The sequence below is a fragment of the Kitasatospora sp. NPDC057738 genome (assembly GCF_042798815.1).
GTDB classification, from domain to species: domain Bacteria; phylum Actinomycetota; class Actinomycetes; order Streptomycetales; family Streptomycetaceae; genus Kitasatospora; species Kitasatospora lactacystinica.
In genome coordinates this window covers 45,966-58,695 of record NZ_JBHVJT010000063.1, presented here as the reverse complement: position 1 = coordinate 58,695, position 12,730 = coordinate 45,966, and the positions used below count along the sequence as shown (strand labels likewise).

Here is a 12,730-nt window from a genome sequence, read left to right as displayed (position 1 = left end):
CCCCTGGTGTTGGGGGTGGTGGTTTTGGGGGAGAGGATTGAGATGCTCGGGGGGGGGGGGGGGTTTTCCCCGGCCTCTTTTCTCTCCCCACCCCTCCCGTCGTGTCCGGCACCGTGTCCGGCGCCGCGTCCGGAGATCCGGATCCGGACTCAGCCCTGCTGCTCGGCCCACCAGGCCCGCAGTGCCCCGACCGCCTCGTCGTGCTCCATCGGGCCGTGCTCCAGCCGGAGTTCGAGCATGTGCTTGTACGCCTTGCCGACCTGCGGGCCGGGCTTGAGGCCGAGCAGCTCCATGATCTGGTTGCCGTCCAGCGCCGGGCGGACGGCGTCCAGCTCCTCCCGCGCCTTCAGCTCGTCGATCCGGGTCTCCAGACCGTCGTAGGTGCGGGAGAGCGCGGCCGCCTTCTTCTTGTTGCGGGTGGTGCAGTCGGAGCGGGTCAGCTTGTGCAGGCGCTCCAGCAGCGGCCCGGCGTCGGTGACGTAGCGGCGCACCGCCGAGTCGGTCCACTCGCCGCCGCCGTAGCCGTGGAAGCGCAGGTGCAGCTCGACCAGGCGCGAGACGTCCTCGATGAGCTCCTTGGAGTACTTGAGCTCCCGCATCCGCTTGCGGGTCATCTTGGCGCCGACCACCTCGTGGTGGTGGAAGGAGACCCGGCCGTCCGACTCGAAGCGGCGGGTGCGCGGCTTGCCGATGTCGTGCAGCAGCGCGGCGAGCCGCAGGGTGAGGTCCGGACCGTCCTGCTCCAGGTCGACGGCCTGCTCCAGGACGGTCAGCGAGTGCTCGTAGACGTCCTTGTGCCGGTGGTGCTCGTCCCGCTCCAGCTGCAGCGCGGGGAGCTCGGGCAGCACGTACCCGGCCAGGCCGGTGTCGACCAGCAGCCGCAGGCCCTTCACCGGGTGCTTGGCCAGCAGCAGCTTGTTCAGCTCGGCCTGGATCCGCTCGGCGGAGACGATGGTGAGCCGCTCGGCCATCGCGGTCATCGCGGCGACCACCTCGGGCGCCGGGTCGAAGTCCAGCTGGGCGGCGAAGCGGGCGGCCCGCATCATCCGCAGCGGGTCGTCGGAGAAGGACTCCTCGGGGGTGGCGGGGGTGCGCAGCACCCGGGCCTCCAGGTCCTCCAGACCGTGGTGCGGGTCGACGAAGCCGCGGCCGGGCAGGTCGACGGCCATCGCGTTGACGGTGAAGTCCCGGCGGACCAGGTCCTCCCCGATGGTGTCGCCGTAGCTGACCTCGGGCTTGCGCGAGGTGCGGTCGTACGCCTCGGAGCGGTAGGTGGTGATCTCGATCAGGAAGGAACCCTCGGGGGTGTCCTTGCGGGCGCCGACCGTGCCGAAGGCGATGCCGACGTCCCAGACCGCGTCCGCCCAGCCCTTGACCAGCTTGAGCACCTGCTGCGGGCGGGCGTCGGTGGTGAAGTCCAGGTCGTTGCCGAGCCGGCCGAGCAGCGCGTCCCGGACGGACCCGCCGACCAGCGCCAGCCGGTGACCGGCCGCCTGGAACCGGCGGGCGATCTCGTCGGCGACCGGCGACACCCGCAGCAGCTCTTGGAGGCCGAGGGTCTGGGCCTCGCTCAGGCCTGGTACGACCTGGACGGCGGTGCTGGAGGGGTCGGTGTGCGCGGTGGGCTCATTGGCAGTGGACACGGCTCACAAGGGTACGTGCCCCGACAGGTCAACCGCCCGCGCGTTCTGGGCGTCTCACCCCACAGCCCGCAACACTGCGCCGCGGGCTGCATCGTTACCATGCCGGTGGACGAGTCTCGGGCACCGGACGGGGGATGCGGTGCCGCGCGCCGCCGCCGTCCGCGGGAACCCCCGCGGCAGCGGTGCGGCGACGGCGTCGGGCGGAGCGATCCAAGAGAGTCAAGCGAAGACCGTCGGGCGGACCGCGCCGGACGACAGCATCAGCAGCGAACGATCGAGAACGGCGAGGGCGAAGCGAGTGAGTGAGCCGGCACGGCACTCGGGCCTGGGGACGCACCGACAGCCTGGAGGGGCCGAGCGCCCCGCCGAGGGGCGTCATCCGGCCCGCCGGACGCGCCGGGCGGGCGCGCGCCTGGCCGCCGCCTGCGCGGCCGCCCTGACCCTCTTCACGGCCACCCCGGCCGGCGCGCTGCCCGCCGGCGGCAACGTCCGGCCGGCCGCGGACTCCACCATCACGGCCGAGTACCCGGTGGTGATGACCATCGACACGCTCAGCCCGCAGGTGGCCACCCCGAACGGCATCGTGACGATCACCGGACACGTCACCAACGCCGGCAAGTCGGCGGTCAAGGGCGCCCACGCGGCCGTCCGCAAGCCGTACTCCAACAAGCCGCTGGACCGGCGCAGCGACCTGGCCAACGTGGCCGACCGCTCCACGCCGGACAGCAAGGACGGCACGGAGCTGGACACCCCCCAGTACGCCCTGCCGGAGCTGAACCCGGGGCAGAGCCAGCCGTACACGCTGAGCGTCGCGGTGAGCGACCTCGGACTGTCCGCGAGCGGCGCGTACGAGCTCGCGGTGGACGCCTGGGGCGGGACCGCCGACAACCCGCGCGACCGCCCCCTGGGCATCGCCCGGACCTTCCTGCCGTACAACCCGGGCGGCGCCGAGGCGCAGCCGACGAAGGTCGCCACGGTCTGGCCGCTGGTGCACGCGCCGGTGGTGGCCGCCCAGACCACCACCGACAGCAACGACCAGCCCGTCTCGGTGCTGCGCGACGACAGCCTGGCCACCGAGTTCGCCCCGGGCGGCCGGCTGTACGAGCTGGTCGACACCGGCGCCAAGCTGAACGGCCTGACCTGGGTGATCGACCCGGACCTGCTGGACGCCGCGCTCGCGATGACCAAGACCTACCGGGTGCAGAAGCCGGGCACCGAGGGGTCGGGCAAGTCCGTCAAGGACGACAACACCGTCCAGATGCAGCCCTCGGCCGCCGCCGTCGCCTGGCTGGACAAGCTGCGGGCCGCCGTCGCCAAGCCGGGCACCCAGGTGGTCTCGCTGCCGTACGCCGACCCGGACCTCGCCTCGATCGCCCACAACGGCTCCGACCTGACCGGGATGACCACCGCGCTGAGCAAGGCGGCCACCGCCGGCCGGCTGACCGTCGAGGGCCGGCTCGCCGTGGACACCCGGTCGGACGTCGCCTGGCCGTTCCAGGGCTACCTCGACCAGCAGATCGCCTCCCTCGCCCAGCAGTCGGGCAGCGGGCTGGTGCTGGTCAACGGCGCGAGCATGCCCGAGGCGGACTCGCTCAACTACACCCCGAGCGCCGTCCGCCCGATCGGCGGCGGGCAGAGCGCCGTGGTGGCCGACGAGACCGTCTCCTCGCTCTTCGACAAGGACCTGAGCAGCCCGCAGGCGCAGACCGACGCCACCCAGCGCTTCCTCGCCGAGACCTTCGCGATCACCCACGAGCAGCCGCAGAACCAGCGCGGACTGCTGGTCCTGCCCCCGCGCGAGCTGAGCGTCGCCGGCGCCAAGGCGCTGGCGAGCGCCCTGCAGACGGCGGACGGCAAGTGGATCTCCTCGGTCAAGCTGGACGCGGTGGCCCAGTCCGCGGCCGACCCGAAGGCGAACACCGCCGTCCCGGCGCCCACCGACTACCCGACCCAGGCCCGCGCCTCGGAGCTGCCCGCGGCCGACCTGAGCCGCACCGACGACATCCAGCACGACCTGGACACCCTGATGCGGGTGCTCACCCTGCCGCAGCGGGTGCGCGGCCCGTTCAGCGCCGCGATGGTCCGCTCGCTGTCCACCGAGTGGCGCAGCCAGCCGCCGGCCGGGAGCACCTACCGCGCCGGCGTCACGAAGTACCTGAAGGAGCTGACCAGCGCCGTCCAGGTGCCGAAGAAGAACGTCGTCACCCTGGCCGGCAACACCGGTCTGCTCCAGGTCAGCGTCCGCAACGACCTGACCCAGACGGTCACCAACCTGAAGCTGGTGCTCACCTCGGCCCAGCCGAACAGGCTGCGGGTGAGCAAGGAGGAGGAGCTGGTCCTCCCGGCCTCGCAGAGCGTGACCCTGCGCTTCAACGCCGAGGCGCACAACAACGGGACGGTCGCGATGACCGCCCAGCTGTGGACCACCGGCCCCGACTCCCGGCCGTACGGCGACCCCCAGCAGTTCAAGGTCGAGGTCACCTCGGTGACCAACGGGGTGCTGTACATCTTCGCGGGCGCCGGCGTCCTGCTGCTGCTGGCCGCGCTGCGCTTCGTGCGCCAGCGCAAGCGGCGCGGCGGGCAGCCGCACGAGGACGGCGACCAGCCGGTCGGGGACGCCCCGGTGGCGGACGGCACCGGAGCGCGGGACACGGCCGAGGACACGGCGCAGGACACGGCGGAGGGCGCCGCGGAGGGCACGGCGCGGGACTCCACCGCGGATCGCGCCGGGGCCGCGGAACCGGACCGGGCCGGCGGGACGGACGGCACCCGGGGTGACGGTCCCGCGCAGACACCGCGCGGCAGCAGCCCGGATGGCCGGGATCGGGCCGCCGGTGATGAGAAGGTTGGTCCTTGATACCGCCGACCCCCCGCACCGCCGGGCCGGCCTCCCCCACGACAGCGAAGAGGTGACATGACCGGGCGCAGCGAGGAGCGGCCGTCGGGCCGCGGTGAGAGCCGGCCGGGCGCCGAGTCGCCGTCCGGCGACTGGTACGTGGCCGACACCTACGCCCAGGACCCGTACGCGGCGGACGCGTACGGGCACCCGCAGGACGGCCAGGACCCGTACGGTCTGCAGGCCGGGCGGCCCGTCGCGCCCCAGCAGCCGGCCGCCGCGTACGACGTGCCGCCGCAGCTGCCGCCGCAGGGCGGCGGCTACCCGACGCCGGTGCCGCCGACCCCGTACCAGGCCCAGCAGCAGTTCGCGGCCCCGGTGCCGCCGGTGCAGCCCGGCTGGGACACCCCGGTGCAGGGCGCCTGGCCGCAGCAGCCGGCCCCGACGCAGGCCGCCGGTAACCACTGGGGCGGCGTCGAGCAGCCCCGGCAGCAGTGGGAGCCGGGCCCGGCGCACTCCGCCTGGGACACCGAGACCACCGAGTACGTCGGGGTGGACGCCCTGTTCGGCGGCCGCCCGGCGCAGGCCGCGGCCCAGCCGCCGGTCCCGCAGCCCGCCCCGGCCCCGCAGCCGGTCCAGCCGACCGCCCCTCCGGTCGGCCCCGCCCCGTACCCGCCGGCGGGCGGCTACCCGGGACAGCCGCAGCACGGCGGCGCTCCGGGCGGGCAGCAGCACTTCGTGCCGCCGATCGAGTTCGACCCGCCGCTCTCCGAGGAGGAGGCCACCAGGCAGGTGGCCGCCGTCGCGGTGCCCCCGGCCGTCGAACCGCTGTCCGACGTCGTCGCCGAGGAGCAGGCCGCCCAGCAGGCGCCCGCCGCCGAACCCGCCCAGGCGGCCGGTGGCGGCAAGGTCGCCAGCCTGCTGAACTCCAGCGCGATCATGGCGGCCGGCACGCTGGTCTCCCGCGGCACCGGCTTCGTCCGGACCATGGTGATCACCGCGGCCATCGGTGTCGGCGTGATGGGTGACTCCTACAACGCGGCGAACACCCTGCCGACGCTGCTGTACATCCTGATCGGCGGCGGCGCGCTGAACGCGGTCTTCGTGCCGCAGCTGGTGCGCAGCATGAAGAACGACGAGGACGGCGGCACCGCGTACGCCAGCCGGCTGCTCACCCTGGTGATGGTCGGGCTCGGCGGCGTGGTCTTCCTGGCGGTGCTCGGGGCGCCCGTGCTGGTGCAGCTGATCGCCCACCCGATGATGGCCAACCCGGAGCGCGCCGACACCACGGTGGCGATGGCCCGCTTCTGCCTGCCGAGCATCTTCTTCATGGGCATCCACGTGGTGATGGGCCAGATCCTCAACGCCCGCGGCCGCTTCGGCGCGATGATGTGGACCCCGGTCCTGAACAACATCGTGGTGATCTTCACCTTCTCCGCCTACATCTGGGTCTACGGCGGGTTCGGCACCACCCACGTCACCCCGGAGGGCATCTCCCCCGAGGGCGTGCGGCTGCTCGGCCTCGGCACCCTGATCGGTCTGGTCGTCCAGTCGCTGGCGATGATCCCGTACCTGCGGGCCGCCGAGTTCCGCTTCCGGCCCCGGTTCGACTGGCGCGGTCACGGCCTGGGCAAGGCCGCCCGACTGGCCAAGTGGACGTTCTTCTTCGTGCTCGCCAACCAGGCCGGCTACCTGGTGATCACCCAGCTGTCCACCAAGGCGGGCGACGCCGCGGCGGCGGCCGGACACGGCGGCGTCGGCCTGGCCGCGTTCTCCAACGCGCTGCTGATCTGGCAGCTCCCGCAGGCCGTGATCACCGTCTCGATCATGAGCGCGGTGCTCCCCCGGCTCTCCCGGGCGGCGGCCGACGAGGACGCCGGCGCCGTGCGCGACGACATCTCCTACGGTCTGCGCACCACCGCGGTGGCGGTCGTCCCGGCGGCCTTCCTGTTCCTGTCGCTGGGCCCGGTGATCGGCCGGGCGATCTACGCGGTCGGCGGCAACGACACCGTCCTGAACGACGCCACCAACGTCGGTCTGATGCTCTCCGCGTTCGCCCTGGGCCTGATCCCGTACTCCGCCCAGTACGTGATGCTGCGCGGCTTCTACGCCTACGAGGACACCCGCACGCCGTTCTCCAACACCGTCTGGGTCGCGGCCTGCCAGGCCGGCTTCGCCCTGCTGTGCTGGCTGGTGCTGCCCGCCGAGTGGACGGTGGTCGGCCTCGCCTTCGGCTACGGCCTCGCCTACGCCGTCGGGGTGACGGTCGCGATGCCGAAGCTGAAGAAGCGGATCGGCGGGCTGGACACCAAGCGGATCGGCAGGACGTACAGCCGGCTGGCCGCCGCCTGCGTCCCGGCCGCCCTGGTCGGCCTCGGTGCCAGCCTGGGGGTCCAGCAGGTGCTCGGCGGCTGGCCGGGCAGCGTGGCGGCCCTGGTCGTGGCCGGCGGCCTCCAGCTGGCGGTCTTCGTGCTCATCGCGAAGCGCCTGCGGATCGAGGAACTGAACGCCATGCTGGGCATGGTCCGCGGCCGGCTGGGCCGCTGACCGTCCGACCACCGGCCGGACGAGCGGGCGCCCTGACCGGGCGTCAACCGGAGCGAGACGCTCCTCCGCTCGTCCGGCCGAGTGCTGGGGCACCGGTTGGTTCGGGTCCGCCCGACCGTCGGATGGCGACCCGGTGTCGAATCTGCACCACATCTCTCCACCCGCGTGCAACCGAGCGGACGTCTCAGCGGTCGTACCCGGTGGAGAAGAGTGGGCACAATTGTCCTGGAGCACAGGGCCGCCGACCCCCGGGCTCCAGCGAATCTCTCAGGCCGGGGCTACACAAGGGGAGGCAGGACCACGGTGGCTGATGGCACCAAGGCCGTCGTCGACACGTCAGCAGCTGACGCGGCGACGGACGAGGCCGCACTGGCCGCGGCGATCGACGAGCTCACGGGCTCGCAGGACGCCGGCGGGAGCACCTCCGCGGACGCCCGCGGGGGCGCCACCACCGCTGCCGCCGCCCCCGGGCGCACCGACGCGGACAAGGACGAGGACGGGGACGGGGACGAGGGCGAGGGCGAGGGCGGGCACGACGCACCGGCCGCAGGACCGGGTACCCCCGCCGGCGAGGAGACCTCGGAGATCACCGCACCGCTCTCCGTGCAGGAGCTCCGCGCCGAACTGGCCGCCGGCTCTCCCCGGAAGAAGCCCGCCGACGAACCCGCCCGCCCAGCGCGCCGCCCCACCGACCCGCAGCCCACGGTCGACCCGCGCGACACCGCCACCCTCCCGCGCACCCTCCCCGCCCCGCAGCGCCGCAGCGGCGACATGATCGGCCACCGGTACCGGCTGGAGGAGTGCATCTCCCAGACCGAGACCTTCAGCAGCTGGCGCGCCGTCGACGAGAAGCTGCGCCGGGCCGTCGGCGTCCACCTGATGGCCTCCGGCCACCAGCGGGCCCGCAAGGTGGTGGCGGCCGCCAAGTCCGCCGCGCTGCTCGGCGACCCGCGCTTCGTCCAGGTCCTCGACGCCGTCCACGAGGGCGAGCTGGTCTACGTCGTCCGGGAGTGGCTGCCGCACTCCTCCGACCTGGCCAGGCTGCTCGCCAACGGTCCGATGGAGCCGCACGAGGCGTACCAGATGGTCCGCCAGGTCGCCGACGCCGTCGCGGCCGCCCACCGGCGCGGCCAGGCCCACCTGCGGCTCACCCCGCGCTGCGTGCTGCGCACCGACAGCGGCCAGTACCGGATCAACGGCATCGCGGTGGACGCCGCCCTGCGCGGGCTGCCCGCCGAGGACGCCGAGGACGCCCAGCGGGCGGACACCCGCGCGATCGGCGCACTGCTGTTCGCCGCGCTCACCCACCGCTGGCCGTACCCGGAGGACCGCTACGACCTCCAGGGCCTGCCCAAGGGCCTCCAGAACGCCGCGCCGGACCAGGTCCGCGCCGGGGTCCACAAGGGCCTGTCCGAGCTCGCCGCGCGGGCCCTGTTCGACCAGCCGCCGCACCACGCCCGGCCGATCACCACGCCGGAGGAGCTGGTCCGGGCGATCGCGCAGATGCCCCGGATCCGCCAGCCCGAACCGGAGCTGCCCGCCTTCCCGGCCCCGCCCCGGCACAACACCCACGCGCTGCCCACCGCGCCCAACCCGACCCGGGTCGCCGACACCACCGTCGCTCCGCTGCCGGCCTCCTCCCGCCCGGCCTCCTCCCGGCGCGCCAGGCGGCGGCTGCGCCGGGTGGTCAAGGCCACCGCGTGGACGGTCGCGCTGGGGGCGATCGGCGTCGCCTCCTGGCAGTTCGTCGACAGCCTGCGGCACACCGGGTCGGCCACCGCGTCCACCACCCCCTCGACCAGCAGCACCGCGCCGAGCCCGCAGGCCAGCACCCACAACCCGGTGACGCTCGCCATCAAGGACGCGCAGTCCTACAACCCCCTGGGCGACGGACCCGAGGGCACCGAGAGCATCGGGAAGGCCATCGACGGCGACCTGAGCACCTCGTGGACCACCGGCTGGTACGTCGACCAGTTCGGCGCCAAGCCGCCCGCGCTGAAGTCGGGCACCGGCCTGCTGATCGACCTCGGCTCGCCGCAGCCGGTCTCCTCGGTGAACGTCCAGTTCTCCGGCGGCGAGCAGTCCGCGGAGCTGCGGCTGCCCACCCCGGCCGCCGGCGCCAACCCGCTGCAGGCCAAGCCGGACGCCTTCACCGTCGTCGGGAAGAAGACCGGGAGCAACGTCGAGTACACCCTCGACTCCCCGGTCACCACGCGGTACCTCTTGATCTGGCTGACCGGTCTGACGAAGGATACCGACGGCAGGTTCCGCGGCCACGTCGCCGAGGTGAAGGTCTCCGGCTGATCCGACGACCGCGGACGCGGCACGGACCGGCGGCCGGGAGGGAGGGGTGACGGTGGCGGACGAAGCGCACCCGACGGACGACGCGACGCTGCTCGCCCGGCACGTCGCCGGCGACCCGGCGGCCTTCGGTCTGCTGGTGGACCGCCACCGCGACCGGCTCTGGGCGGTCGCCCTGCGCACCCTGGGCGACCGCGAGGAGGCCGCCGACGCCCTCCAGGACGCCCTGGTCTCCGCCTTCCGCGCCGCCGCCGGCTTCCAGGGCCGCTCGGCGGTCACCACCTGGCTGCACCGGATCGTGGTCAACGCCTGCCTGGACCGCGCCCGGCGCGGCACCACCCGCCGCACCACCCCGCTCGACGAGGACCCCCAGCGGCTGGACACCCTGGTCGGCAGCGCCGAGCCGGCCGACTTCCCGGTGGTCCGGGCCGAGCTGCACCGCGAGCTGACCGCGGCGCTCGCCGAGCTGCCCGCCGAGCAGCGGGCCGCACTGGTGCTGGTCGACATGCAGGGGTACCCGGTGGCCGAGGCGGCCGAACTGCTGGGCGTTCCGGTGGGCACCGTGAAGAGCCGCTGCGCGCGCGGCCGGGCCCGGCTCCTCCCCCTGGTCCGGCACCTGCGCGAGCCCGATGTTTCACGTGAAACACCGCCCGCCCGCGGCTCGGCCCCACCTCGCCGCGACACCCGGGGGAACCCGAAGCCGCCCGGCACCGTCACAGGGGCGGGCCCGAGCACCGGCCGGACGGTCCTGGAAGGAGACGCGAGCACCCGATGAACGCCCACCCCTCCTTCCCCGACCCCGCCGAGGAGCACCCCCCGATCGAGCGGCTGGCCGACCTCGCCGAAGGACTGATCGAGTCCCCGGACACCATCGGGGCGCTGCGCCGGCACCTGGACGGCTGCGCCGAGTGCCGGGAGACCGTCGACGCCCTCGCCGAGGTCCAGTCGCTGCTCGGCGACGTCGAGACCCCGCCGATGCCGGCCGACGTCGCCGCCCGGCTGGACGCGGCGCTGGCCGAGGCCGCCGCCGCAGCCGCCGGGAGCGGCCGCGAGGCCGTCGAACCGGCTCAGGAGGCCCCCGCGGCCGACCACCGGGCCCAGGCCCCGGCCCGGCCCGCGCGTGCCGCCACGGTGCCCGTCACGCCCTCCTCCACGGCCTCCCGGCCGGCTGCCCCGTCCGGCGACCGACCCGCCGGCCGGTCCGGCTCGGCCGGCGGGCCCGGCCGCGCCCGCCGGCGGCGGTTCGCCCTGCTGCTCGGCACGGCCGCCGTCCTGGCCGCCCTCGGGCTCGGCGGGGCACTGCTGCTCCACCCCGACGACGGGTCCGGCACGGTGGCGGCCACCGCGGGCAGCGCCCCGGCCGCCACCACCGACGGCCACGATGTCCGCGCCCCGCACACGGCGGGCGCCGGCACCGAGTACCGCGACGGCGAACTCGACGCCCAGGTGCAACAGTTGCTGGCCCGCTCGAAGAACGTCCCGGGACTGCTGGCCACCGGGCCCGCCCAGTCCGAGGGGGCCCCGCCCGCCGACGGCGGCCGCCCGGAGCCCGACTCGCCCTCCCCCGCCTCCCCCAGCGGCCCGGGCTGCCCGGCACCCGCCTCCGGCACCCCGCTGGCCACCGACCGGGGCAGCTACCACGGCGCCCCGGTCGACGTCCTGGTCTACTCCCTGCCCGGCCGCCCCGGTTCCGTCGACGTCTACCTGCGCTCCCCCGACTGCGGCCCGGTCGTCCTGCACCAGGCCGTTCCCAGCCGCTGACCGGCCGTTCCCATGCGATCCACGACGACGGCGGCACGCCGCTTCCGGACTTCGGGCGCCTGGTACTGATCCGCCTGGGAATGCGAGACACTGGTCAGTCGTTGTCCCGGGCGGCGGAGCAGGACCGCCCTCCCCGCAGCAAACGCGGGTCGCGATGCGAACCAGGAGAAGCAGTGAGCGACGTCCGTAACGTGATCATCATCGGTTCCGGCCCGGCCGGGTACACGGCCGCGCTCTACACGGCCCGTGCCTCCCTCAAGCCGCTGGTCTTCGAGGGGGCCGTGACCGCCGGTGGCGCGCTCATGAACACCACCGAGGTCGAGAACTTCCCGGGCTTCCGGGACGGCATCATGGGCCCCGAGCTGATGGACAACATGCGGGCCCAGGCCGAGCGCTTCGGCGCCGAGCTGATCCCCGACGACATCGTCGCGGTCGACCTCACCGGTGACATCAAGACCGTCACCGACTCCGAGGGCAACGTGCACAAGGCGCGCGCCGTGATCGTCACCACCGGCTCCCAGCACCGCAAGCTCGGTCTGCCGAACGAGGACAAGCTCTCCGGCCGTGGCGTCTCCTGGTGCGCCACCTGCGACGGCTTCTTCTTCCGCGACCAGGACATCGCGGTGGTCGGCGGCGGCGACACCGCCCTGGAGGAGGCGACCTTCCTCTCCCGCTTCGCCCGCAGCGTCACGATCATCCACCGCCGCGACACCCTGCGCGCCTCCAAGGCGATGCAGGAGCGCGCCTTCGCCGACCCGAAGATCCGCTTCGAGTGGGACAGCGCGGTCGAGGCCATCCACGGCGACCCGAAGCTGAGCGGCGTCACCCTGCGCGACACCACCACCGGCGAGACCCGCGAGCTGGCCGTCACCGGTCTGTTCATCGCGATCGGCCACGACCCGCGCACCGAGCTCTTCAAGGGCCAGCTGGACCTGGACGCCGAGGGCTACCTCAAGGTCGAGGCCCCCTCGACCCGGACCAACATCCCGGGCGTCTTCGGCGCCGGCGACGTCGTGGACCACACCTACCGCCAGGCCATCACCGCCGCCGGCACCGGCTGCTCCTCCGCCCTGGACGCCGAGCGCTACCTGGCCGCGCTGGACGACCTGGAGGCCAAGGCCGCCGTCGCGGTCTGAGCCCCACCCTCCGCCCCACGGGGGTGTTCCACGTGAAACACCCCCGCCCCGGCCGGGCAGAAACAGAACGGGCCCACCCGTTGTTCTCCTGGCAGCAGCCCCCTCCGTCCGAACCCGAGGAGTTCCCGTGGCCGGCGCCACCACCACCGTCACCGACGCGACGTTCGAGCAGGACGTCCTGAAGAGCGAGAAGCCCGTACTGGTCGACTTCTGGGCCACCTGGTGCGGCCCGTGCCGCCAGGTCGCCCCGGTCCTGGACGACATCGCGGCCGAGCACGGCGAGAAGCTGACCATCGCCAAGCTGGACGTGGACGCCAACCAGGCGACCGCCGCCAAGTACGGCGTCATCTCGATCCCGACCCTGATCGTCTACAAGGACGGCGAGCCGGTGAAGTCCATCACCGGTGCCCGCCCGAAGGCCGCGCTGCTGCGCGAGCTGGCCGAGTTCATCTAGGTCTTCCGGTCGTCGACCGCACGGCGGCGGGGCTCCCCTCGGTGGGGAGCCC

Annotated in this window: 8 protein-coding genes; 7 read left to right on the top strand and 1 reads right to left on the bottom strand. The window is 74.0% G+C overall.

What is annotated here, in order from left to right:
* Window positions 1–149 precede the first annotated feature (149 nt).
* The gene (locus ACFVGO_RS29050) at window positions 150–1,574 is read right to left on the bottom strand and encodes a CCA tRNA nucleotidyltransferase (protein ID WP_359909530.1); all 1,425 of its coding nucleotides are present in this window, start codon (window positions 1,572–1,574) and stop codon (window positions 150–152) included.
* 367 nt (window positions 1,575–1,941) lie between these two features.
* On the opposite strand from ACFVGO_RS29050, the gene ACFVGO_RS29045 reads away from it, so the two are divergent.
* The 7 genes from ACFVGO_RS29045 (at window position 1,942) to trxA (ending at window position 12,678) form a co-directional block, all read left to right on the top strand.
* Entirely contained in the window at window positions 1,942–4,500 is a 2,559-nt protein-coding gene (locus tag ACFVGO_RS29045; RefSeq protein ID WP_380634974.1) for a DUF6049 family protein, read from the top strand.
* Window positions 4,501–4,557: 57 nt separating this feature from the next.
* A complete protein-coding gene (gene murJ, locus ACFVGO_RS29040; protein WP_380634972.1) occupies window positions 4,558–7,026 on the top strand; it encodes a murein biosynthesis integral membrane protein MurJ in 2,469 nt (822 codons plus the stop codon).
* Between the two features lie 303 nt (window positions 7,027–7,329).
* Window positions 7,330–9,330 (top strand): serine/threonine protein kinase, encoded by a 2,001-nt coding sequence (locus ACFVGO_RS29035; protein ID WP_380634970.1) that lies wholly within the window; start codon window positions 7,330–7,332, stop codon window positions 9,328–9,330.
* Between the two features lie 52 nt (window positions 9,331–9,382).
* Window positions 9,383–10,102, top strand: a complete 720-nt coding sequence (sigM, locus tag ACFVGO_RS29030; RefSeq protein WP_380634968.1) for an RNA polymerase sigma factor SigM — start codon at window positions 9,383–9,385, stop codon at window positions 10,100–10,102.
* Window positions 10,099–11,088 (top strand): hypothetical protein, encoded by a 990-nt coding sequence (locus ACFVGO_RS29025; protein ID WP_380357539.1) that lies wholly within the window; start codon window positions 10,099–10,101, stop codon window positions 11,086–11,088. Before sigM ends, ACFVGO_RS29025 begins: the two co-directional genes overlap by 4 nt.
* Before the next feature lie 173 nt (window positions 11,089–11,261).
* Window positions 11,262–12,224 (top strand): thioredoxin-disulfide reductase, encoded by a 963-nt coding sequence (gene trxB, locus ACFVGO_RS29020; protein WP_359909513.1) that lies wholly within the window; start codon window positions 11,262–11,264, stop codon window positions 12,222–12,224.
* Window positions 12,225–12,351: 127 nt separating this feature from the next.
* A complete protein-coding gene (gene trxA / locus ACFVGO_RS29015; protein WP_359909516.1) occupies window positions 12,352–12,678 on the top strand; it encodes a thioredoxin in 327 nt (108 codons plus the stop codon).
* Window positions 12,679–12,730: the final 52 nt, after the last annotated feature.